The organism is Lysobacter sp. OAE881 (genome assembly GCF_040546665.1).
In the GTDB taxonomy this organism is placed as follows: Bacteria; Pseudomonadota; Gammaproteobacteria; order Xanthomonadales; family Xanthomonadaceae; genus Lysobacter_J; species Lysobacter_J soli.
The window spans coordinates 3,335,498-3,358,457 of sequence record NZ_JBEPOG010000001.1 but is presented as its reverse complement, the minus strand read 5'-3'; the positions used below and the strand labels follow the sequence as shown (position 1 = coordinate 3,358,457).

Genomic DNA, 22,960 nt, shown 5'->3' with positions numbered 1-22,960 from the left:
GGGGATGCGTACGCTGGTTCTAGCGCTTTCGGGCGCGCTGGTCGCGATGTCGGGCCACGCGATGGCCGCACAGGTCACGGTGCTGAGCGCCGCGCGCATCCACACGATGGAAACCGCGCAGCCGAAGGTGCAGGCGCTGGCGTACGACGAGACCGGCCGCATTCTCGCGCTTGGTTCCACCGCCGAGCTGCTCAAGCGTTATCCGAAGGCCGAGCGCATCGATGCGGGGCAGGCGACCGTGATTCCAGGCCTGATCGACGCGCACGCGCACGTCTCGGGGCTGGGCATGACGATGCTCAGCGCCGACCTGGTCGATGCCGCGAGCAAGCAGGAGGTCGTGCAACGGCTTCAGGCGTTCGAAAAGCAGCTGCCCGCCGGCGCGTGGCTGATCGGCCGCGGCTGGGACCAGAACGACTGGCCGGACAAGACCTTCCCGACCGCCGCCGATCTCGACGCCGCGTTCCCTGACCGCCCGGTCTGGCTCGAACGCATCGACGGCCACGCCGGCTGGGCGAACAGCGCCGCGATGCGTGTGGTGAAGCGCGATCTGTCCGGCGACTGGCAGCCCGATGGCGGCCGCATCGTGCGCGACGCGCGCAAGCAGCCGACCGGCGTGTTCATCGATGCGGCCTCGGCGCTGGTCGACGAAGCCCGACCGCCGCTGGACGAGGCAACCGCCGAGCGCGCGCTGTCGCTCGGCATGCAATCGGCGGTGGAGCATGGCCTGACCGGTGTGCACGACGCGGGCGTGAGCCTGGCCGAACTCAAGCGTTACCAGCGCCTGGCCGATCGCGGCGCGATGCCGCTGCGCATCACCGCGATGGCCGACGGCAACAACGAGGCGCTCGAATCGCTCTGCGCGAATGGCCTGTACACGCATCCGTCCGGCCGCCTGCAGATGCGCACGCTGAAGCTCTACGCCGACGGCGCGCTAGGCAGCCGCGGTGCGGCGATGCTGAAGGAATACAGCGACGACCACGGCAACCTCGGCATCATGGTGACATCAAAGGAGCAGATCGCGGTGGCGGTCGACAAGGCCAAGCGCTGCGGCGTGCAGGTCGCCACGCACGCCATCGGCGATCGCGGCAACCACGTCGTGCTCGAAACGTATGCGAAGGCGCTCGGAAAGGACGCGACGACCACCGATCACCGCTGGCGCATCGAACACGCGCAGGTGCTCTCGCCGACCGACCTTCCGCGCCTGGCGCAACTGCACGTGATCGCATCGATGCAGCCCACGCACGCGACCAGCGACATGCCGTGGGCGGAGGATCGCGTCGGCCCGCAGCGCATCATCGGCGCGTACGCGTGGCGCCAGCTGCGCGACAGCGGCGCGCGCCTCGCGCTGGGATCGGACTTCCCGGTGGAATCGGTCGATCCGCGCTTCGGCCTGTACGCGGCGACGATGCGCGCCGATGCGCAGGGCCTGCCGGCCGGCGGCTGGTATCCGCAGGAGAAGCTGACGGCGTTCGAAGCGCTGCGCGGTTTCACGCTCGATGCCGCTTATGCGGGCTTCGCCGAAACGCAGGTCGGCAGCCTCGCCGTCGGCAAGCGCGCGGATTTCGTCGTGCTGACGGAGGATCCGCTGGCGATCGCGCCGAACGGCCTGCGCAACCTCACCGTGCAGGCGACCTACGTGGACGGCAAGGCGGTGTACCGCGCGAAATGAGGCAGCGCGCGCCGTCGCGTTCCTCACGCAACTGAACGATCCCGCGGTGCGTGCGCGACATCGCGCGCCGCACGGCCGATAATGCGCCTCGCCCGACGCATTCGCGTACGGGCCCACGGAGACCTTCCCGCAGTGTGATCGCACGACTCCTTCCGCAGAGCCTTCGACCTGCCGCCTGACGCAGGTTCGTTCTGATCGCCGCGCCCTCGCGCCGGCACGATGGAGTCATCCCGCATGCGCGCACACGTACGCGTTTCCCAGCTTTGTTTCGCCTGGCCGGACGGCACGCCGGTCTTCGATGGACTGTCCTTCACGCTCGACGCCCGTCGAACGGGCATCGTCGCGCCCAACGGCGCGGGCAAGAGCACATTGCTCCGGCTGCTCGCCGGCGAACTGACACCTGCATCCGGGCAGGTCGACATCGCCGGCTCGCTCGCTTACCTGCCGCAGGACCTCGCCTTTCCCAGTACCTTGCGCGTCGCCGACGTGCTCGGCGTGCGCGAACGGCTCGACGCGCTCGCGGCGATCGCGGCCGGGCGCGCGGAGCAGGCGCTGTTCGATGCGGTCGGCGACGCGTGGGATCTCGAAGAGCGCACGCGGGCAAGCCTCGCCACGTTCGGGCTGGATCGCCTCGCGCTCGACCGCACGCTCGACACGCTTAGCGGCGGCGAAGTGATGGCGCTTGGGCTCGCGGCACAGTGGTTGAAGCGGCCGGACGTCTTGCTGCTCGACGAGCCATCCAACCACCTGGACGCCGCTGCGCGGCAGCTGCTTTACCGCTTCATCGACGAATGGGACGGCTGCCTGGTCATGGCAAGCCACGACCGCGCGCTGTTGGGGCGCGTGGACCAGGTGGCCGAACTCGATCGCACGTCGCTGCGTCTGTACGGTGGCGATTTTGCGTTCTACGAAGAGGCCGTTCGCGTGCAGGCCGACGCTGCGGAGCAGGACGTGCGCAGTCTGCGACGCGCCGTGAAGCGGGAGGAACGCGAACGCCAGCAGGCGCGCGAGCGCACCGAACGTCGCGCATCGAACGCACGTCGCGGCGCATCCGACGCGGGACTGCCGCGCATCGTCGCGGGCAATCGCCAGCGCGCGGCGCAGGTGTCAGCGGCTCGCTCGGAAGACGTGCATGCGGCGCGACTGGCCGACGCGGGCCGACGCCTGGCGGTCGCGCAACGGTCGATCCGCGAGGAGCCAGACCTCGGCATCGAATTGCCGGACACGCACGTACCGCCGGGCAGATGGCTGTTCTCCGGTCGATCTCTGCAGGTCCTCCATGATGGCGTCGCCCTGTTCGCGCCGGGCGGAATCGACCTGGACATCCGCGGCCCCGAACGCGTCGCCATCGCCGGTGGCAACGGGTCGGGCAAGACCACGATCGCGCGATTGCTCTGCGGCGATCTCACGCCGGACGCCGGCGTCATCAGGCGCGGCGAAGGTCGCGTCGCGCGCCTGTCGCAGCGGCTCGACGCATTCGGTGCGCCAGACACGGTGATGGGCTGCTTCAGCGCGAACACGCCGGCGCTCGACGACGTCGAACGCGCGAACCTGCTCGCACGCTGGCTTTTCCGCGGTGCCGCCATGCATCGGCCGATCGCGGCGCTCTCCGGCGGCGAGCGGCTGCGCATCAGCCTCGCGTGCACGCTGCATGCAACGCCCGCACCGCAACTGCTCGTGCTGGACGAGCCGACCAACAACCTCGATCTGCACGCGGTGCGCGAACTCGAACGCGCCCTGCGCGCGTATCGTGGCGCGCTGGTGGTGATCAGCCACGACGTGGCGTTCATCGAAGCCCTTTCGCCGACGCGGCGACTCGTACTCGACAATGGTCGCCTGCTCGAACGGGCGTTCGTCGATGCATAGCGCCCCTGTGTCCGATGTCACGGGTGGGACGCCACGCGGGCTGCGAGAATGGCCGTTCTTGCGAACGCACCATGGGAGGAGTGGATGAGCGGACGATGGATTCGATGGGCAGGTGCGATCCTGCTGGCGCCGGCGATGGCGAGCGCGCAGGTCGATCTGACCACGCTTGATCGCGACATGGCCGGTCCACGCGCGCAGGTGCTGGTGCTCGGTTCGGTGCATCTGAGCGAGCTGCCGACATCGTTCAAGCCCGCGTCCCTGGCGCCGGTGATCGACCGGCTCGCCGCGTTCAAGCCCGAGATCATCACGATCGAGGCATTACCAGGCGAGGAATGCGACATGGCCGCGCGCAACGCGGCGATCTATGGCGCCGATTACTGCGCCAGCACGGACGCGGCGAAGCAGGCCACGGGACTCGACGTTCCCGCGGCCATCGCCGAAGTCGAGAAGACCCTCGCGCAATGGCCTGCCCAACCCACGCCCGCGCAGCGCCGCCATCTGGCCTCGCGCTTTCTTGCCGCGAACGATCGCGCGTCGGCGTATGTGCAATGGCTGCAGTTGCCCGCGGGTGAACGACGCGCGGGCGATGGCTTGGACGAGGCGCTCGTCGCGATGCTGCGCAAACTCGAAACGCGCAACGACGAGAGTTACGTGATCGGCGCGCGGCTTGCCGCCCAGCTGGGCTTGCCGCGCCTGCACGCGGTGGACAACCACACCGGCGACAACGCACGCATTGCCGACGTGCAGGCGTTCGGCAAGGCACTGCAGGCGGCCTGGGATTCGGACCGCGCTGACCTCGACGCGGCGCTCAGGCGCGAGAAGGTATCGACCGAGTCGGGCGACATGCTGGCGTTGTATCGCGTGCTCAACCAGCCCGCGTCGCTGGATGCACGCGCGAAGAACAACATCGTGCCGGCGATGCGGTCGACTTCGCCCGAGCGTTATCCGCAGGTGTGGGTCGCCGGCTGGGAAACGCGCAACCTGCGTATGGTCGCCAACATCCGCGAGACGTTTCGCGAAAAGCCGGGCGCGCGCGTGCTGTCCATCGTGGGCTCCGCGCACAAGCCCTGGTTCGACACCTGGCTGGGCCAGCTGCAGGGCGTCGAGATCGTCGACGTCGGGACGGTGCTGAAGTAAGTCGCCCCGGCGCGCGCCGGGACGATGCCGCGAACGGCGCCAGGATCAGGCGTCGTTCGCTTCCGCCACCGCAACGCGGCCACGCAGCGAGTTGCTCATCGCCTCGGTGATGACGACATCGACGAACTGGCCGATCAGACGCGCGTGACCGGGGAAGTTCACCGAACGCATGTTCTCGGTCTTGCCGGTGAGCTCGTTCGGGTTCTTCTTCGACGGGCCTTCGACCAGCACGGTCTGCGTGGTGCCGACCATCGCGTCGGAGATCGACCGCGCATGCGCGTTGATGTGCGCCTGCAGGCGCGACAGGCGCGCATGCTTTTCCTCGCTGGAAACGTTGTCTTCCAGGTCGGCTGCCGGCGTGCCGGGGCGGCGCGAGTAGATGAAGGAGAACGACTGGTCGAAGCCGACGTCCTCGATCAGCTTCATGGTCTTTTCGAAATCGGCGTCGGTCTCGCCGGGGAAACCCACGATGAAGTCGGAGCTGACCGAAATGTCGGGACGCACCGCGCGCAGCTTGCGGATCTTCTGCTTGAACTCGATGGCGGTGTAGCCGCGCTTCATCGCGCTCAGGATGCGGTCGCTGCCGGCCTGCACCGGAAGGTGCAGGTAGTTGGCGAGCTTGGGCACGTCACGGTAGGCCTCGATCAGCGAGTCGGAGAACTCCAGCGGATGCGAGGTGGTGAAGCGGATGCGGCCGACGCCTTCGATCTCGGCGATCGCGCGGATCAGCAGGCCGAGGTCGGCGACTTCACCGTCTTCTCCGTACGGGCCGCGATACGCGTTGACATTCTGGCCGAGCAGGTTGATCTCCCGCACACCCTGCGAGGCGAGGTCGGCCACTTCGACCAGCACGTCCTCGAACGGACGGCTGATTTCCTCGCCGCGGGTGTAGGGCACCACGCAGAACGAGCAGTACTTGCTGCAGCCTTCCATGATCGACACGAAGGCCGACGGGCCTTCGGCGCGAGGTTCAGGCAGGCGGTCGAACTTCTCGATCTCGGGGAAGGAGATGTCGACCTGCGGCAGGCCGGTGTCGCGACGGGCCTGGATGAGTTCGGGCAGCCGGTGGAGCGTCTGCGGGCCGAACACCAGGTCCACGAACGGCGCGCGCTTCACGATCGCCTCGCCTTCCTGCGACGCCACGCAGCCGCCGACGCCGATCACGACCGGCTTGCCCCCGTTCTTCAGCGACTTCCAGCGGCCGAGCTGGCTGAAGACCTTCTCCTGGGCCTTCTCGCGGATCGAGCAGGTGTTGATCAGGATGACGTCGGCCTCTTCGGCGTTGTCGGTCAGCTCCAGGCCGTCGCTGGCGGCGAGCACGTCGGCCATCTTGGCCGAGTCGTACTCGTTCATCTGGCAACCGTGGGTCTGGATGTAGAGCTTGCGCGGCGCGGTGGCGACGGCAGCATCGGTGCCGCGCTCGGCGGCTGCCTCGAAGGGCAGGGAAGTCGTGTTGGTCTGGCTCATCTGGCTCGATCCGGGAGGGGCGGCGGTTATTCCGCGCCGGAGGGGGCGCATTCTACAGGCCGCGGTCCGGGTCCGGCCCGGAATCGCGTTCTGAGATCAGAGGGCAGACGGAGGGCGCGCGGGCCGCGCCGACGACCCTGACGTTCGTGAAGTCCCTGAAGGCAGGCTTTGCATCGCTGGGGTTGGCCGGGCTGCTCGTGGCGGCGCCCGCGGCGTGGGCGCAGTCCGGACTCGGGCAGCCAAGCCGGCCGTCCGCGCCGGCGCAGTCGCTCGGCTTCCCATTCGGTGCGGCGGACGATGCGCCGGCGGCGGTCGAAGCCGCGGACGCGGCCGACGCCCTGCCGCCGATGCGCGTCGCCCGGGGGCAGGTCTACACCTACACCGAGGCCGGCGTCGTCCACTACGCCAGCCAGCGCCCGACCCCACGCGCCGGGCTCGGGCCGGTGAGCCGGGTCACCTACACCTATATGGAGTCCTGCTACGCCTGTGCGCTCCAGCCGGGCGTGGACTTCGCGACGATCCGGCTGGACACCCGGGCCTTCAGCGCGGAAATCGCGTCGGCGTCCCGCGATTTCGGCGTCGACGAGGCGGTGGTGCGGGCCATCATCCACGCCGAGTCGGCCTACAACCCGAATGCCATCTCGCGCGTCGGCGCCCAGGGGCTGATGCAGCTGATGCCCGCCACGGCCCGGCGCTTCGGCGTGGTCAACGTCTTCGATATCCGCCAGAACATCCGCGGCGGCGTGCAGTACCTGGCGTGGCTGCTGCAGCGGTTCGACGGAAACCTGGTGCTGGCCGCCGCGGGTTACAACGCCGGCGAGGGCGCGGTCGACCGCTATCGCGGGGTGCCGCCCTTCGACGAGACCCAGCGCTACGTGCAGCGGGTGGCGGTACTGGCCGAGCGATACCGGTCGGCGACCGCGATGCGGCGCTGACCCGCACGGGGTTCGACCGGCGGGCGGGGCGGGGATGCGGGCGCGGTCACGTTTCACGAGGCCAGCGCAATCAAGGACTTGTGAAGGGGGAGCAGACAGGACACACTCGCGGCCATGAGGGGGGGCTCACTGCTGCTGGGGATCGTCTGCCTGTTGGCCGCGGCGCCGTCCGTTGCCGGCACGCTGTACCGTTGCGACGGTCCCGATGGCTCGCGCAGCTACGTGAGCAAGCGCCCGGCCGGTGCGAAGTGCACGATCGTCAGCCAGACGCCCGATGGTCCCGCGCGCAAGTCCGCCGCATCGAAGCCGATGGTTTCCACGCCAGCCGCCGCCGTCGGCGCGGTGACTTCTCCGGCTTCTTCCGTCACCGCTTCGGTGTCGGCATCCGCGCCCGCATCGACGACGCCTTCGATGATCGCGACCGTCGCCACGTCGGCTCCGATCGCACCGACGCCCGTGCCCACGCCCTCGTACAACGCGCCGCGTGTCGTGCAGGGGCAGGTGTACTCCTACATCAAGGATGGCGTGCGTCACTACACCAGCCGCAAGCCGCAGAACGTGGCCAGCGCATCGGTGGTGCGCACCATCCGCTACAGCTACATCGAGACCTGCTACGCCTGCTCCATGCGGCCCGGCGTGAACTTCGGCACGGTCCGCCTCAACACCGACGCCTACCGCGACGAGATCGCCGCCGCGGCGCGCCAGCACGGCGTCGACGAGTCGATCGTGCGCGCGATCATCCATGCCGAATCGGCCTACAACCCGAACGCGCTCTCGCGCGCCGGCGCGCAGGGACTGATGCAGCTGATGCCCGCCACCGCGCGGCGCTTCGGCGTGAGCAATGCGTTCGACGCCCGCCAGAACATCCAGGGCGGCGTGCAGTACCTGGCGTGGTTGCTCAAGCGCTTCAACAACAACCTGACCCTCGCCGCCGCCGGCTACAACGCGGGCGAGGGCGCCGTCGACAAGTACAACGGCGTGCCGCCTTACAGCGAAACCCAGCGTTATGTCCAGCGCGTGGGCCAGCTGGCCGATCGTTATCGGGGCGCCACCGCCATGATGCGCTGACGTTTTTTCCCATCCCGCGCCCGGCGGGGCGTGGGGTGCGTGCGCGTCCGTCCAGCGGACGACTCGCGCAACGTGTAGCGGATTGTCGGTTCATTCATCGTTCCGTTACACTTCCCCGTCTTTTGTGCCGCGAGCTGTCGCCAGTGGCGTTGGCAGTGCGGCGTAACTTCGTTCCAGCTTTGCGGAGTGCCGGATGGCCAACCAAGGGGTCAACGATCCTGTCAACCAGGGCCGCCGTCGGTTCCTGACCGCGACCACTGCAGTGGTCGGCGCGGTCGGTGCCGGTTTCGTGGCGGTGCCCTTCATCAAGTCGTGGAATCCGAGCACGCGGGCGAAGCTCGCCGGTGCACCGGTGACCGCCGACATCTCGGCGCTGGAAGAAGGCCAGCGACTGATCATGGAATGGCGCGGCCAGCCGATCTGGATCGTCAAGCGTTCCAAGGCGATCCTCGACGCGCTGCCGACGCTGGACGCGCACCTGCGCGATCCCAAGTCCGAGAACAAGGACCAGCAGCCGGCGTACATCACCGGTGAGCTGCGTTCGATCAAGCCGGAGATTTCTGTCCTCGTCGGCCTGTGCACCCACCTGGGCTGCTCGCCGGAAATGAAGGCCGAGATCCGCCCCGAGCCGTTCGATCCGGAGTGGAAGGGCGGTTACTTCTGCCCCTGCCACAAGTCGCGCTTCGACATGGCCGGTCGCGTGTTCCAGGGTGTCCCGGCGCCGATCAACCTGCTCGTGCCGCCGCATCATTACGAGAACGACACCACGATCGTCATCGGTGTCGATCCCTCGTCCAGCAGCAAGGGAGCGGCGTAAGCCATGGCGAACATTTTCACGAAGGCCGCTGGCGGCGTGATGGACTGGGTCAACGAGCGGGCCCCGGCGATGATGCCGGCGTACCGCAAGCACATGACCGAGTACTACGCGCCGAAGAACTTCAACCTCTGGTACTACTTCGGTTCGCTCGCGCTGCTGGTGCTGGTCAACCAGATCGTCACCGGCATCTTCCTGACGATGCACTTCAAGCCGTCCGCGGCCGAAGCGTTCTCGTCAGTCGAATACATCATGCGCGACGTGGAGTGGGGCTGGCTGATCCGCTACATGCACTCCACCGGCGCGTCGATGTTCTTCATCGTCGTGTACCTGCACATGTTCCGCGGCCTGATGTACGGCTCCTACCAGAAGCCGCGCGAGCTGGTGTGGATCCTGGGCATGCTGATCTACCTGGTCCTGATGGCCGAAGCCTTCATGGGCTACGTGCTGCCGTGGGGCCAGATGTCGTTCTGGGGCGCCAAGGTGATCATCTCGCTGTTCGGCGCGATCCCGGTCATCGGCAACGGCCTGACCGAATGGATCATGGGTGACTTCCTGCCGGGCGACGCCACGCTGAACCGCTTCTTCGCGCTGCACGTCATCGCGCTGCCGCTCGTCCTGCTGCTGCTGGTCGTGCTGCACCTGGGCGCGCTGCACGAAGTGGGTTCGAACAATCCCGACGGCGTCGAGATCAAGAAGGGTCCGAAGGGCAACCGCTGGGATCCGAACAAGCCGGCCGACGGCATCCCGTTCCACCCGTACTACACGGTGAAGGACCTGTTCGGCGTCGGCTTCTTCCTGATCATCTGCGCGTTCGTGATCTTCTTCGCGCCGGCCTTCGGTGGCTGGTTCCTGGAGCACGACAACTTCACCGAGGCCAACCGCCTGGTGACGCCGGAGCACATCAAGCCGGTGTGGTACTACACGCCGTACTACGCGATGCTGCGTGTCATCCCGCACAAGCTCAGCGGCGTGCTGGTGATGTTCTCGGCGATCGCGGTGCTGTTCTTCGTGCCGTGGCTGGACAAGTCGCCGGTCAAGTCGCACCGCTACCGCGGCTGGATCACCAAGGTGATGCTGGGCGTGCTGGCGATCTGCTTCCTGTGGCTGGGCAAGATCGGCGCCGGCCCGGGTACCGACCCGGTGGAGACGATCATCGGCCGCGTGCTGACGTTCCTGTACTTCGCCTTCTTCATCACCATGCCGCTCTGGACCAAGCTCGATAAAACCAAGCCGGTACCGCAACGGGTGACGATGCATGACTGAGATGACCGCTCGCGCCATCCACCGCCCCGTCCAAAAGATGCGCATCGTGAAAAAGTTCGCCACCTTTGCCGCCGGCCTGCTGGTGTCCTTCGTCGCGCTGTCGACCAACGTGTCGGCGGCCGAGGGCGGCCACCTGATGCAGTCGGGCACCGACCTGGACGACCGGACCTCGCTGCAGAACGGCGCCAAGCTGTTCATGAACTACTGCTCCGGCTGTCACTCGCTGAAGTACCTGCGCTACTCGCGCATGGCCGAGGACCTGGGCCTGACCGAAGACGAGGTGATGAACAACCTCAACTTCACCGGTGCCAAGTTCGGCGAGCAGATCCACGTCAGCATGACGCCCGAACACGCGAACCAGTGGTTCGGCAAGATGCCGCCGGACCTGAGCCTGATCGCCCGCGTCCGTGGCAGCGACTGGATCTACACCTACCTCAAGTCGTTCTACCTGGACGAATCGCGTCCGCTGGGCTGGAACAACCAGCTGTTCCCGAACGCGTCGATGCCCAACCCGCTGTGGGAGCTGCAGGGTCTGCAGCACGCGGAGTTCGGCGACGCGGACAAGGCGACCGGCGAGCGTCCGGTCCTCGGCCTGAAGGTGACCCAGCCGGGCCACCAGAACGCCGAGGAGTTCAACCGTTCGGTGCGCGACATCACCGCTTTCCTCGAGTACGCCGCCGAGCCGGCCGCCCTCAAGCGCCAGAGCCTCGGCGTCTGGGTGATCCTGTTCCTGGCGATGTTCACCCTGCTGGCCTACCTGCTCAAGACCGAGTACTGGCGGGACGTGGACAAGCACTGATCGCATGCTGTATCCCTTTGGAGCCCGTACAGGAATGTGCGGGCTCCTTGGTTTGCAGTGAGGGTGTAGCTGATCGAGGCCGTGACGACTGTCCACACGGGGTGGGCGGCGTCTAACCACCGGCGGATTCCGGTGGCCGGAGAGGTCGAATGGCGGCGAGTCCACGTATGCGCAATGCCCTGACGCTGTTTTCTTCCACCGACTGCGTGCTGTGCCATCGCGTGCGCCTGGTGCTGGCCGCGAAAGGCGTGACCTACGACCTGGTGCCGGTCGATCCGCAGAACCCGCCGGAAGACCTCGTCGACCTCAACCCGTACCACTCGGTGCCGACGCTGGTCGAGCGCGACCTGGTCCTGTACGCGGCCAGCGTGGTCAGCGAATACCTCGACGAACGTTACCCGCACCCGCCGCTGATGCCGGTGGATCCGCTTTCCCGCGCGCGCCTGCGCCTGGCGATGCTGCGTCTGGAGCACGACTGGGTGCCGCAGGTGCAGGCGATCCAGCTCGGCAACAAGGCCCAGGCCGAAGCCGGCCGGAAGCGCCTGAAGGAACTGCTGACCGCGTCGGTCCCGCTGTTCAAGGCGAGCAAGTTCTTCCTGAACCCCGAAATGAGCCTCGCCGACTGTGCGATGGCGCCGATCATCTGGCGCCTGGACGCGCTTGGCGTCCCGCTTCCCAAGGACGGCAAGGCCATCGAGGACTACGGCAACCGCATCTTCCGCAACCCGGGTTTCACCCGGAGCCTGACCGACCAGGAGCGCAAGCTGCGCGAGATGCCGGCCTGACGGTAACCACTGGGTTGCACGCACGGACGGGCCTTCGGGCCCGTCTTCGTATCTGCGGCCGATGACCGCCTGGAGCAGGCACTGCGTATAACCGTCGGCGACCGCGCGGCGCTACACTCCCGGCATGAGTCAGGAAAGCAATTCGTCGATGACCAGCCACCGCCCGTACCTGTTGCGGGCGCTGTACGAATGGATCGCCGACAACGGCATGACGCCGCATCTGCTCGTCGATGCCACGCGCCATGGCGTGCAGGTTCCCACCCACGCGGTGAAGGACGGCAAGATCGTCCTGAACATCGCCGAGCGCGCCGTATCGCGCCTGGAAATGGCGAACGACGCGATCCGTTTCAGCGCGCGCTTCGGCGGCGTGAGCTACCCGGTAACCGTTCCCGTGCAGGCCGTGCTGGCGATCTACGCGCGCGAAACGGGGCAGGGCATGGCGCTGCCGGAAGACATCCACGCCGCTGCGGACGAAGGCGAGGTGGAGGTCGAGCTCGCCGACGAGACGCCCATCAGCCCGCTCAGCGCGGTGCCGAGCGAACCTGCGCCCGAGGGCGACGACGACGGGCCTCAGACGCCGACGCCAAAGCGCGGCGCGCACCTGCGCATCGTGAAGTGACGTATCGGCGCGCACGCGCCATGCGCGTGCGCCTTTGCCGATACGTCATCCCGGCGAAGGCCTGGATCGAAGCCGTCACGCCATCAGCGGCAATGTTCAGGCGACAGGAGGCCAGGTCCGGTCGCGACGCCGCCGACCACGCTGATCAATGCAATGCCGAAGGCTCCCGCGTCACCGGTCCGGTGAACGCCACCAGCCGTTCTCCGCGCAGCACCAGCTTGCCGATGTGGCGGTCCTCGCCGTTGATCGAATAATCGAAGCGGAACGTTCGTTCGAAACCGAGCCATCCGCTGTCCTGGCGATAGAAGCGCAGGCCGATCGCGTGCACGCTCTGGTCCAGCCACTGCACGCCGGCAGCGCGGCAGGCATCGCGTCCGACGGCCTCGGCGCGTTCGGCGGCGGCCCGGCTGGCGCTCCAGAATGCGAACGCCATCGCAGCGACGATCATCAAGATCAGTAGAGTCATGCCGTTACTGTGGCGACGTGCCGAGCTGCTCGCAAGGTCCGACCGCGACGCGCCCCACACGTCGCGCACCACACAATGATGGGAACCGCTGCAGGGGGCAGATCCCGCTTGAAACTCGTCTTTCCGGGTGGAGAACACCCGCAGGTCCTGCTGGGCCATGGCGTCAACCGGGTCGGCTCCGACCCCCAATCCACCATCGTCATCGACCGCCCCGGCGTGCTGCCGCAGCACTGCCAGCTGCATGTCACCGCGCAGGGCGTGATGCTCGACGTCCCAGCTGGGACGGCGGTCAGCGTCAACGGCCGGCAGGTGCAGGGGCTTATCGCCCTGCGCCCCGGCGACAGCGTCGGCTTCGACCAGGTGCAGGCGAAGCTCGCCGCGCTTGGTCCGCCGCCGGTGGTCGCGCGCCAGCCGGTCGCGGGTCCCGACCTCATGTCGGCCAACGACGACCCCGGCGTCACCGCCGTGCGTCCGGTGTTGCCGCGCTTCTTCCTGCGCAGCGTGTCCGCGGAACTGGGCAGCCGCAGCGATGCGCTGGTCGGCGTGCTGACGATCGGCCGCGGACCGGACTGCAACCTGCGGTTCGATACGCCGGGCCTGTCGCGCTCGCATGCGCGGCTGATCCCGACCGACACCGGCGTGCAGGTCGAGGACCTGGGCTCCAGCAACGGCACCTTCCTCAACGGCAAGCGCATCCTGCGTGGCGAGGCGAAGGTCGGCGACGAGCTCGCCTTCGACGTGCTGCGTTTCCGAGTCGCCGGGACGTCCGTGCAGGAGCCGGTGCAGGTCGTGCCGACGTCGATGCGCAAGACGAAGGAAACCCCGAAGCGTTCGGCGTGGCCGTGGGTCGCGCTGGCGCTCGTGCTGGTGGCCGCCGGTGCCGCTGCGGTCGTGTTGATGCCGCTGTAAGGGACCCGACCGCCGCCGCCTCAGGCGGGCGGCGGTCCGAGCTTGAGCGACAGGTCGATCGCGCGGACGTGTTTGGTCAGTCCGCCGATCGAGATGCAATCCACGCCGTCCTCGGCGATGCCGCGCAGCGTCTGCATGTCGACGCCGCCGGACACTTCCAGCGGAATGCGTTCATCGGCCGGCACCTCGTGCGCGATGCGAACCGCCTCGCGGCGCATCGATGCATCGAAATCGTCGATGAGGATGCGGTCGCAACCTTCGTGCAGCGCTTCGCGCAGTTGCTCGATCGATTCGACTTCCACGATCAGCGGCAGCGAGGGGTGCATCGCGCGCGCGGCACGGATGGCGGCCGTGATCGAACCGGCTGCACGCACGTGGTTTTCCTTCAGCATCACCGCGTCGAACAGGCCGATGCGATGGTTCACGCCACCACCGACGCGCACGGCGTACTTCTGCGCCTGACGCAGGCCGGGAATCGTCTTGCGCGTATCGAGGATCCTGGCGGCCGTACCGCGTACTGCCTCGACGTAGGCCGCGGTCGTGGTCGCGGTGGCGGACAGCGTCTGCATGAAGTTGAGCGACGCGCGTTCGGCGCTTACCAGCGCACGCGCGCGGCCGTGGAGCGTCGCCAGTACCGTGCCGGCCTTCACGCGGTCGCCTTCGGCCACGCGCCAGTCGATGCGCACGTGTGGGTCGAGCGCGCGATGGCAGGCGTCGAACCACGGCCGCCCGCAGACCACGGCGTCTTCCTTGCACAACAGGTAGGCGTCGTCGGCGACGTCGGGCAGCAGGGCGGAGGTGACGTCGCCGCTGCCCAGGTCTTCGGCCAGCGCCAGCGCGACGTCGTGCGCTACGACCTCGGCCGGCGGCGGGGCGAACGTGCTCATGCCCCCGGGAAGGCCGGGATCTGCGAGGTCGCGATCGCTTCTTCGGCCAGAAGCACCGGAATGCCGTCGTCGACGCGGTAGACGGTCTTGCGATCGCGCGTGACCAGGGCCTCGTGCAGCGTCTCGATCTGCGCGCTGCCGTCGGCGCGCTGCAACCCGCCCCCCTCGATCGCGGCGTTCAGCGCCGTGAGGCCCCGGCTGTCCAGCAGTTGCAGCGGCTGGCGCGAGGTGGGGCAGACGAGCAGGTCGAGCAGCTTGCGGTCCATGGAGTCGGTGCCGGGGGAATCGAACAGGGGGTTAGAATACGTCTTTGCACAGGGCCTTAGGACCATGCCAGGAGAACCCACGCCGCTGGTCGGCATCGTGATGGGCTCGCGCTCCGACTGGGAGACGATGCAGCACGCCGCGGCGAAGCTGGAGGCGCTGGGCGTCCCGCACGAAGTCCGCGTGGTGTCGGCGCATCGCACGCCCGACGTCCTCTTCGATTACGCGGCCACGGCAAAAGCCCGCGGTCTGCGCGCGATCATCGCCGGCGCCGGCGGCGCGGCGCACCTGCCCGGCATGCTGGCCTCGAAGACCGCGGTGCCCGTGCTCGGCGTTCCGGTGCAGAGCAAGGCGCTCAACGGCATGGATTCGCTGCTGTCGATCGTGCAGATGCCGGCGGGCATTCCGGTGGCGACCTTCGCGATCGGCAACGCTGGCGCGGCGAACGCGGCGCTGTTCGCCGCGGCGCTGCTCGCCAACGACCAGCCGGCAATCGGCGACGCGCTCGACGCCTTCCGCACCCGCCAGACCGACGACGTGCTGGCCAACGACGATCCCCGGAAGTGACGGCGCAAATGACCACCGTGGGCATCCTCGGCGGCGGACAGCTCGCCCGCATGCTCGCGCTCTCGGGCGCGCCGCTTGGCTTGCGTTTCCTGGTGATGGACAACGTCGCCGACGCCTGCGCGGGCCAGTTCGCGCCGATGGTCGTGGGCGATTACCGCGATGAGGCCACGCTGTCCGAGTTCGCGTCGCGCGTTGACGTAGCGACGTTCGATTTCGAAAACGTGCCGGCCGAGTCGGCGCAGTGGCTGAGCGAACGCGTGCCGGTCTTCCCGAATCCCGGCGCGCTGGCGACCGCACAGGATCGTCTGGCCGAGAAGACGTTGTTCCGCGAACTCGGCATTCCGGTGCCGCCGTTCGCGCCGATCGACACGCGCGAGCAGCTCGATGCCGCGCTGGCCGAGATCGGCACGCCCTGCATCCTCAAGACGCGCCGCCTCGGTTACGACGGCAAGGGCCAGTTCCGCATCAAGTCGCCGGCCGATGCCGATGCCGCGTGGGATGCGCTCGGCGCCCAGGCGCCGAAGGTCGGACTGATCCTGGAAGGTTTCGTGCACTTCCAGCGCGAGCTGTCGGTGGTCGCCGTACGCGGCCGCGATGGCGAATTCCGCGCCTGGCCGCTCACCGAGAACTGGCATGTCGACGGCGTGCTGTCGGCGAGCCTCGCGCCCGCGCGCGTGGACACCGCGCTGGGCGAGATCGCCTACGACTATGCGCGTCGCCTGGCCGAGGCGATGGATTACGTCGGCGTGTTCGCGCTGGAACTGTTCTGCCGCGATGGCGAACTGCTCGCGAACGAACTCGCGCCGCGCGTGCACAACTCCGGCCACTGGACCATCGAAGGCAGCGAGACCAGCCAGTTCCAGAACCACCTGCGCGCCGTGCTCGGCCTGCCGCTGGGCGACACGCGCATGGTTGGCCTTGCGTGCATGCTCAACTGGATCGGCGAAATGCCCGATGCGCTGCCGATGCTGCGCGAGCCGGGCGGCCACTGGCACGACTACGGCAAGCTGCCGCGTGCGGGTCGCAAGGTTGGCCACGCGACGCTGCGAGCCGATGATGCGAACGCGCTGACGATGTCGTTGGAACGCGTCGGCCTCGCGCTCGGACGCGAGGCGCAGGTGGCGCCGGTGGTCGAGGCGCTGCGCTGACGCTACGTAGCCGAATACGACGCCACAACGAAAAACGGCCGGGTTTCCCCGGCCGTTTTTCACTGCATGGGGACGCGAACTTACTTCAGGTTCGACGCCACGAAGTCCCAGTTGACCAGGTTCCAGAACGCCTCGACGTACTTCGGACGGGCGTTGCGGTAGTCGATGTAGTACGCGTGCTCCCACACGTCGCAGGTCAGCAGCGGGGTGTCTTCGCCGGTGATCGGGGTGTTGGCGTTGGAGGTGCTCACCAGGGCGAGCGAGCCGTCCGGACGCTGCACCAGCCAGCCCCAGCCCGAACCGAACGTGCCGATCGACAGCTTCGAGAACTCGTCCTTGAACTTGGCGAAATCGCCGAAGGCCTTGTTGATCAGCTCGGCGACCTTGCCGGTCGGCTCGCCGCCGCCCTTGGGCGAGAGGCAGTTCCAGTAGAACGTGTGGTTCCACACCTGCGCGGCGTTGTTGAACATGCCGCCCTGCGACTTGCGGATGATCTCCACCAGCGACAGCTGCTCGAACTCGGTGCCCTCGATCATCTTGTTGAGGTTGTCCACGTACGTCTTGTGGTGCTTGCCGTGGTGGTAGTCCAGCGTCTCGGCCGAGATGTGCGGCTCCAGCGCGGTGCGGTCGTAGGGCAGGGGGGGCAGTTCGATGGCCATTGCGGGCTCCTGAGGGGGCTGGCTAAGGGAATGCCGGGCGGCGATCGGTGAACTGCGCGCGTCCGCGGCTCGGGAAGGCTTACAATTGGACATTCTATCCCCACGTTCCGTTGCCGTGCCGTCAACCGCCGGCAACGCACCATTGCAGGAGTTGTCGCCATGTCCGTGATGGAGCGGATCCAGGCCGAAGTCGAAAGCCATCCGATCGTCCTTTTCATGAAGGGCACCGCGCAGTTCCCGATGTGCGGTTTTTCCAGCCGCGCGGTGCAGGCGCTCAAGGCCGCGGGTGCGACGCAGCTGCACACGGTCAACGTGCTCGAGGATCCGGAGATCCGCGCGAATCTGCCGCGCTATTCGAACTGGCCGACCTTCCCGCAGCTTTTCATCCACGGTGAGCTGATCGGCGGCTGCGACATCACGCTCGAGTTGTTCGAGTCGGGCGAACTGGCGCGCATGATCAGCGAGACGCACAACCAGTGAGTCCGCTCGAAGGACGCGTCGTCCTGGTGACCGGCGCCCACGGCGGACTTGGCGCCGCCGCGGCGCAGGCCTGCGCGCGGGCCGGTGCGACGGTCGTGCTGCTCGGCCGCAAGGTGCCGAAGTTGAACCGCGTGTACGACGCGCTGGCGCAGGTCGGGCCGGAACCGCTGCTCTATCCGCTCGACCTGGAAGGCGCCAGCGCCGACGACTACGCCGAACTCGCGCAGCGCATCGAAGCCGAACTCGGACGCCTCGACGGCGTGCTGCATTGCGCGGCCGACTTCGCCGGCCTCACGCCGCTGGCGCAGACCGATCCGGCGGCGTTCGCGCGCGCGCTGCACGTGAACCTCACCGCGCCGTGGTGGCTGACACAGGCCTGCCTGCCGCTGCTGGCGAAGTCCGACGACGCTTCGCTGGTGTTCGTCGTCGACGATGCCGCGCGTGCCGGACAGGCGTTCTGGGGTGGCTACGGCCTGGCGCAGCAGGGGCTGGAAGGCCTCGTGCACATGCTGCATGCCGAGATGCCGAACTCCTCCATCCGCGTGGCCGGGCTGCGACCGGGCCCGATGCGTACGGCGCTTCGCGCCAAGGCCTACGTGGAAGAGAACGATCGCGCCGCGCTCGATCCGTCGGCCTATGCCGCCTCGTGCGTGACCCTGCTTTCCGCCGCCGGCGCCGCCCATCGCGGACAGGTCTGGATCCCGACACCCGCGGCCGTCGGCCTGACCCAGTTGCAGTGACCGAACGCCCATGACCATCGCGTCCGCAGCGCTGCTGCTGTTCCTCATCCTCGACCCGCTCGGCAACGTGCCGGTCTTCCTGAGCCTGTTGCGCGGCCTGCCGCCGCAGCGCCAGCGCATCGTGCTCGCGCGCGAGCTGCTGATCGCGCTGGCCGTACTGATGATGTTCCTCTGGGGCGGCAAGTACGCGCTGGAGCTGATGCACCTGCGCCAGGAGTCGGTGTCGATCGCCGGCGGCATCGTGCTGTTCCTCATCGGCATCCGCATGATCTTCCCGCCGCCGGAAGGCCTGATGGGCGAGATCCCCGACGGCGAGCCCTTCATCGTGCCCATGGCGATCCCGCTGGTCGCCGGCCCGTCGGGCATGGCGGCGGTGATGCTGATGGGCAGCAACGAGCCCGCCCGCCTCAACGACTGGAGCCTCGCGCTGCTCATCGCCTGGGGCGCGACGGCGGCGATCCTGTTCTCCGCGACGCTGCTCTACAAGCTGCTCGGCCGCCGAGCGCTGACGGCCATCGAGCGCCTGATGGGCATGCTGCTGGTGGCCATCTCGGTCCAGATGTTCCTGGACGGCCTCGGGACGTACCTCAAGATCTCGCCCCCGTAAGCGGTGCCAGCCGTCCAGACGACGCCCGATCCGGTTTTGCCGGGTCGGGCGTTTTCGTTCATGGGCCGACGTCCCGCGTCCGGATCCGCCCGATGTGCGGTTGGCGGTTTGTGTCCGTTAGTGATGGCCGTCACGGCCCTGTCACACAAGGCTTCTAGCCTGTTAAACTGACGTTAACCGGCGGGCTCCGGCCCGGCGCCCCAGGGGGCGGAATCTCAAAACCTTTTCTTGCACGGGTGCGACCGGGGTCGCGCCTGGCTTCCCTCTTGTGAACCACGCTTCGAGGCCATCGTAATGACCCATCCGAATCGCGTCCGTCTGTCCAAGCTTACGCTTGGTCTGCTCGCCGCCCTTGCCACCGCGCCCGTGTTCGCACAGGCCACCTCCGCCGGCGTCGGCGGCACCGTGACGCGCACGGACGGCCAGCCCGTCGCCGGTGCGGAAGTCGTCATCACCCACGTCGAATCGGGCACGGTGAGCCGCGCCACGACCGACGCCAGCGGTCGTTACGTCGCGCGCGGCCTGCGCGTCGGCGGTCCGTACACGGTGACCATCACCAAGCCGGGCGAAGGCACGAAGTCGGAAGACAACGTCTATCTCGACCTCAACAAGACCAACACCGTCAACGCGGCACTGACGGGCGACCTCACCACGCTCGATACCGTCACGGCGGTCGCGCTGGGCGGTTCGGACGTCTTCAGCGCCACCAAGATGGGTTCGGGCACGAGCATCAGCCGCCAGACCATCGAAGGCCTGCCGTCGGTCAACGGCAACATCCAGGACTACATGCGCCTGGATCCGCGCCTGGCCGTCACCGACCGCGCGTCGGGCTCGATCTCCGCCGGCGGCCAGAACCCGCGCTTCAACAAGATCACCATCGACGGCGTCTCGGCCAGCGACACCTTCGGCCTGGAAGGCAACAACATGCCGACGCAGCGCCAGCCGGTGTCGATGGATGCGATCGAAGCCATCGACGTCAACGTCGCCAACTACGACGTGTCGTTCTCCGGCGCCGCCGGTGCGAACGTCAACGCGGTGACCAAGTCGGGTACCAACGAGTTCCACGGCACGATCTACGGCTCGATCCGCGACGGCGACTGGTTCGGCGATTACCCGGCGCGCGTCGCCGGCAGCACGCTGGACGTCACCGGCCTGCCGTTCGACGAGTTCAAGAAGGAAACGACCTACGGCATGACCTTCGGCGGTCCGCTGATGAAGGACAAGCTGTTCTTCTTCGCGAACTACGAGAAGTTCAAGCAGACCGACATCGGTCCGGCCGGCAAGAGCCAGGGCACCAACCCGCTGGCCGTCGGCGCCGACTTCTCTGCCGACGACGTGGCCCGCGTGCAGGACATCGCGCGCAACATCTGGGGCTTCGAGCCGGGCAGCACGAGCGGCAGCGGCGACACCGAGCTTGAAGAGTACGCGCTGAAGCTCGACTGGAACATCAACGATGCCCATCGCGCGAACCTGCGTTACAGCAAGCTCGAACAGAACCGCGTGCGTCCGGAAGCGTCGACCGCATCGGTGCTCGCGCTGAGCTCGAACTGGTACAACCACGTCAAGACCGTCGAAAGCTACGTCGGCCAGCTCTTCAGCGACTGGTCGGACAATTTCTCGACCGAGTTCAAGGTGTCGTATCGCGACTACTCCGCGATTCGCGTCAGCCCGACGACGGCGCCGACGGTGCAGGTGTACTTCGACGACGGCAGCCCGACTACCGCGATCAACACCGGCGACGCGATCCGCCTGGGCACCGAGCGCAGCTCGCCGGGCAACACGCTGCTGACCGAAACGTGGAACTACTTCGCGGCCGGCACCTGGACGCTGGGCGACCACGACATCAAGTTCGGTGGCGAGTACGCCGAGAACGATATCTACAACTACTTCCTGCAGGATTCGTGGGGCAACTACAGCTTCTACGTCCCGGGTACCGGCACTGCCAAGGACTTCAGCTTCCTTGAGAACGGTCGCTACTTCGATTACGACCTGCAGACCAACCCGGCCGATCCGAATGCGATCGCCGCGCGTTACAAGGACAAGAAGCTCGGTCTGTTCATCCAGGACACCTGGTATGCCACGCCGAACCTGACGCTGACCTACGGCATCCGCGCCGATCGTCCGGAAGCCACGCCGGCTCCGCCGTTCAACGCCTGCTTCGCGTCCGCGCGCGTCGCCAATGGCACGGGCGGCGCCGCCTGCCCGAACGGCGGCTTCAGCCTCGACAACACGGCCACCTACAGCGACGACTTCATCCTGCAGCCGCGCTTCGGCTTCAACTACACCTTCAACTGGGAGCGTCCGGCCCAGCTGCGCGGTGGCGTGGGCCTGTTCCAGGGTGACGCGCCGCAGGTGTGGGTGGGCAATGCCTACAGCAGCACCGGCATGAACTACACCGCTTACGGCAACCCCGGCACGTACTCGCCGACCGCCAGCATCAACTGCTCGGGCACCGGCCCGGTCAACGGCTGGAACCCTGTCACCGGCTGCAACAACGGCCTGGACTTCAGCGCCGACGGCTTCAACCAGCCGATCCCCGCCGGCGGCACCGGCATCCGCAACGTCAACGCGATCAGCGAAGACTTCGAGCTGCCGTCGGTGTGGAAGGCGAACCTCGCCATGGATGTCGAGACGCCGTGGAACGGCATCGTCGCTTCGGCTGAAATCCTGCTCACCGACGTCAAGAACGGCCTGTTCTACCGCACGCTCAACATCGGCCCGGGCTTCATCCCGGCAAACTCGCCGGATGGTCGCGTGCTGTACTGGAACCCGAACTCGGTCAACAAGAACGCGACCGCGCGCTTCGGCAACAACAGCTACTTCGGCGACGTCTTCCTGCTGGAGAACACCAACAAGGGCAAGGGCCAGCAGTTCACGGTCTCGCTGACGCAGCCCTTCATGGAAGGCAGCGACTGGTCGTGGAGCCTGGCGTACACCTACACCAACGCCGAGGAAGTGTCGGCGCTGACCAGCTCGACGGCTGGCTCGGGCTTCGGCTCGCAGCTGAGCTTGAACCCCAACGAGCCGAGCAGCAGCACGGCGCGTTACGAGATCCGCGACCGCATCACCGGCTCGTTGAACTGGGACCACAAGTTCTTCGGTGACTACAGCACCAGCGTCGGCCTGTTCTACGAAGGCCGCAGCGGTCGTCCGTACAGCTACATCTTCAGCGGCGACGCGAACGGCGACGGTCGTACCTTCAACGACCTGTTCTACGTGCCGGCGGGCCCCGGCGACGTGCAGTTCGGTACGCTCAGCGCCACCGGCGTGTTCACCGCCAACGCGGCGATGGAGCAGGCGTTCTGGAACTGGATGGGCACGCAGACCGACCTGCAGGCCTACCGCGGCCAGGTTGCTCCGGAGAACGGCTTCCGCGCCAACTGGGTGAACACGTTCGACGTGCGCATCAGCCAGGAGCTGCCGGGCTTCTTCAAGGGCCACAAGTCGCAGATCTGGTTCGACATCCAGAACGTCGGCAACCTGCTGAACAAGGATTGGGGCCATGTGATCGACTACGGCTTCAACGCCAACCTCGCGGCGGCGACGCTGGTGGGCATCGATCCGGCGACCGGCAAGTACGTCTACTCGTACCGCAGCGGCACCGAGTTCGGCCAGGCCACGGCGAAGGGCATCCCGACCAACGCGGACGGCCAGACCAACGGCATCTCGCAGTGGTCGATGTCGATCGGCGTGCGCTACGAGTTCTGATCCAGCAGCCTGATGTACCGAAAACGGCCGGGGAAACCCGGCCGTTTTCTTTTTACGGGGGAGGGGGCTAGAGTCGCAGGGCTAAAAAACGAAAGAAGAG

Annotated in this window: 22 protein-coding genes; 17 read left to right on the top strand and 5 right to left on the bottom strand. The window is 67.4% G+C overall.

Going from position 1 to position 22,960, the window contains the following annotated elements; translation table 11 throughout:
• The first annotated feature begins 4 nt into the window (after positions 1–4).
• From ABIE51_RS15470 to ABIE51_RS15460, 3 genes are all read left to right on the top strand, one after another.
• Positions 5–1,669 carry an amidohydrolase gene (locus tag ABIE51_RS15470; protein WP_192631371.1) on the top strand — a complete coding sequence of 555 codons (1,665 nt, stop codon included), beginning with the start codon at positions 5–7 and terminating at the stop codon, positions 1,667–1,669.
• A 234-nt stretch (positions 1,670–1,903) separates the two neighbouring features.
• Positions 1,904–3,535: an ABC-F family ATP-binding cassette domain-containing protein gene (locus ABIE51_RS15465; protein WP_192631370.1), complete on the top strand. Its 1,632-nt coding sequence runs from the start codon at positions 1,904–1,906 to the stop codon at positions 3,533–3,535.
• Positions 3,536–3,619: 84 nt separating this feature from the next.
• The gene (locus tag ABIE51_RS15460; protein WP_192631369.1) at positions 3,620–4,672 is read left to right on the top strand and encodes a DUF5694 domain-containing protein; all 1,053 of its coding nucleotides are present in this window, start codon (positions 3,620–3,622) and stop codon (positions 4,670–4,672) included.
• Positions 4,673–4,717: 45 nt separating this feature from the next.
• On the opposite strand, the gene miaB is transcribed toward ABIE51_RS15460, so the two are convergent.
• Positions 4,718–6,025 carry a tRNA (N6-isopentenyl adenosine(37)-C2)-methylthiotransferase MiaB gene (gene miaB / locus ABIE51_RS15455; protein ID WP_502913336.1) on the bottom strand — a complete coding sequence of 436 codons (1,308 nt, stop codon included), beginning with the start codon at positions 6,023–6,025 and terminating at the stop codon, positions 4,718–4,720.
• Positions 6,026–6,285: 260 nt separating this feature from the next.
• Here miaB and ABIE51_RS15450 point away from each other — a divergent pair, with 260 nt between their 5' ends.
• The 7 genes from ABIE51_RS15450 to ABIE51_RS15420 all read left to right on the top strand — a co-directional run bounded on the left by ABIE51_RS15450 (position 6,286) and on the right by ABIE51_RS15420 (position 12,425).
• Positions 6,286–7,074 carry a lytic transglycosylase domain-containing protein gene (locus ABIE51_RS15450; RefSeq protein ID WP_502913310.1) on the top strand — a complete coding sequence of 263 codons (789 nt, stop codon included), beginning with the start codon at positions 6,286–6,288 and terminating at the stop codon, positions 7,072–7,074.
• 114 nt (positions 7,075–7,188) lie between these two features.
• Positions 7,189–8,142, top strand: a complete 954-nt coding sequence (locus tag ABIE51_RS15445; RefSeq protein WP_192631367.1) for a lytic transglycosylase domain-containing protein — start codon at positions 7,189–7,191, stop codon at positions 8,140–8,142.
• 193 nt (positions 8,143–8,335) lie between these two features.
• Positions 8,336–8,959, top strand: a complete 624-nt coding sequence (petA, locus tag ABIE51_RS15440; protein WP_115842460.1) for a ubiquinol-cytochrome c reductase iron-sulfur subunit — start codon at positions 8,336–8,338, stop codon at positions 8,957–8,959.
• A gap of 3 nt (positions 8,960–8,962) precedes the next feature.
• Positions 8,963–10,222, top strand: coding sequence for a cytochrome b (locus tag ABIE51_RS15435; RefSeq protein ID WP_192631366.1), 1,260 nt, complete (start codon positions 8,963–8,965; stop codon positions 10,220–10,222).
• Positions 10,223–10,259: 37 nt separating this feature from the next.
• Positions 10,260–11,021 carry a cytochrome c1 gene (locus ABIE51_RS15430; RefSeq protein ID WP_115842458.1) on the top strand — a complete coding sequence of 254 codons (762 nt, stop codon included), beginning with the start codon at positions 10,260–10,262 and terminating at the stop codon, positions 11,019–11,021.
• Positions 11,022–11,170: 149 nt separating this feature from the next.
• The gene (locus tag ABIE51_RS15425) at positions 11,171–11,806 is read left to right on the top strand and encodes a glutathione S-transferase N-terminal domain-containing protein (protein ID WP_115842457.1); all 636 of its coding nucleotides are present in this window, start codon (positions 11,171–11,173) and stop codon (positions 11,804–11,806) included.
• 148 nt (positions 11,807–11,954) lie between these two features.
• Positions 11,955–12,425, top strand: coding sequence for a ClpXP protease specificity-enhancing factor (locus ABIE51_RS15420; RefSeq protein WP_115842456.1), 471 nt, complete (start codon positions 11,955–11,957; stop codon positions 12,423–12,425).
• A gap of 145 nt (positions 12,426–12,570) precedes the next feature.
• Here the strand turns inward: ABIE51_RS15420 and ABIE51_RS15415 are convergent, their stop codons facing one another.
• The gene (locus tag ABIE51_RS15415) at positions 12,571–12,891 is read right to left on the bottom strand and encodes a DUF3301 domain-containing protein (protein WP_115842455.1); all 321 of its coding nucleotides are present in this window, start codon (positions 12,889–12,891) and stop codon (positions 12,571–12,573) included.
• A 108-nt stretch (positions 12,892–12,999) separates the two neighbouring features.
• Here ABIE51_RS15415 and ABIE51_RS15410 point away from each other — a divergent pair, with 108 nt between their 5' ends.
• Positions 13,000–13,800: an FHA domain-containing protein gene (locus ABIE51_RS15410; RefSeq protein ID WP_192631365.1), complete on the top strand. Its 801-nt coding sequence runs from the start codon at positions 13,000–13,002 to the stop codon at positions 13,798–13,800.
• Positions 13,801–13,820: 20 nt separating this feature from the next.
• Here the strand turns inward: ABIE51_RS15410 and nadC are convergent, their stop codons facing one another.
• Entirely contained in the window at positions 13,821–14,687 is an 867-nt protein-coding gene (nadC, locus tag ABIE51_RS15405; protein WP_192631364.1) for a carboxylating nicotinate-nucleotide diphosphorylase, read from the bottom strand.
• Positions 14,684–14,953: a Trm112 family protein gene (locus ABIE51_RS15400; protein ID WP_115842452.1), complete on the bottom strand. Its 270-nt coding sequence runs from the start codon at positions 14,951–14,953 to the stop codon at positions 14,684–14,686. The genes nadC and ABIE51_RS15400 overlap by 4 nt, the downstream gene beginning before the upstream one ends.
• Positions 14,954–15,017: 64 nt before the next feature.
• Between ABIE51_RS15400 and purE the strand changes: the two genes are divergently transcribed.
• Both purE and ABIE51_RS15390 read left to right on the top strand, forming a co-directional pair.
• Complete coding sequence (gene purE / locus ABIE51_RS15395) at positions 15,018–15,518, top strand: 5-(carboxyamino)imidazole ribonucleotide mutase (RefSeq protein WP_115842451.1); 501 nt, start codon at positions 15,018–15,020, stop codon at positions 15,516–15,518.
• An 8-nt stretch (positions 15,519–15,526) separates the two neighbouring features.
• Positions 15,527–16,666: a 5-(carboxyamino)imidazole ribonucleotide synthase gene (locus tag ABIE51_RS15390; protein ID WP_192631363.1), complete on the top strand. Its 1,140-nt coding sequence runs from the start codon at positions 15,527–15,529 to the stop codon at positions 16,664–16,666.
• 80 nt (positions 16,667–16,746) lie between these two features.
• On the opposite strand, the gene ABIE51_RS15385 is transcribed toward ABIE51_RS15390, so the two are convergent.
• Positions 16,747–17,325 carry a superoxide dismutase gene (locus ABIE51_RS15385; protein ID WP_115842449.1) on the bottom strand — a complete coding sequence of 193 codons (579 nt, stop codon included), beginning with the start codon at positions 17,323–17,325 and terminating at the stop codon, positions 16,747–16,749.
• 159 nt (positions 17,326–17,484) lie between these two features.
• Here ABIE51_RS15385 and grxD point away from each other — a divergent pair, with 159 nt between their 5' ends.
• The 4 genes from grxD (at position 17,485) to ABIE51_RS15365 (ending at position 22,860) form a co-directional block, all read left to right on the top strand.
• The gene (gene grxD, locus ABIE51_RS15380) at positions 17,485–17,805 is read left to right on the top strand and encodes a Grx4 family monothiol glutaredoxin (RefSeq protein ID WP_115842448.1); all 321 of its coding nucleotides are present in this window, start codon (positions 17,485–17,487) and stop codon (positions 17,803–17,805) included.
• Positions 17,802–18,545, top strand: a complete 744-nt coding sequence (locus ABIE51_RS15375; RefSeq protein ID WP_192631362.1) for an SDR family NAD(P)-dependent oxidoreductase — start codon at positions 17,802–17,804, stop codon at positions 18,543–18,545. The genes grxD and ABIE51_RS15375 overlap by 4 nt, the downstream gene beginning before the upstream one ends.
• Before the next feature lie 10 nt (positions 18,546–18,555).
• Entirely contained in the window at positions 18,556–19,152 is a 597-nt protein-coding gene (locus tag ABIE51_RS15370; protein ID WP_192631361.1) for a YhgN family NAAT transporter, read from the top strand.
• Positions 19,153–19,446: 294 nt separating this feature from the next.
• On the top strand, positions 19,447–22,860 hold the full coding sequence (locus tag ABIE51_RS15365) for a TonB-dependent receptor (protein WP_192631360.1): 3,414 nt from the start codon (positions 19,447–19,449) through the stop codon (positions 22,858–22,860).
• Positions 22,861–22,960 lie beyond the last annotated feature (100 nt).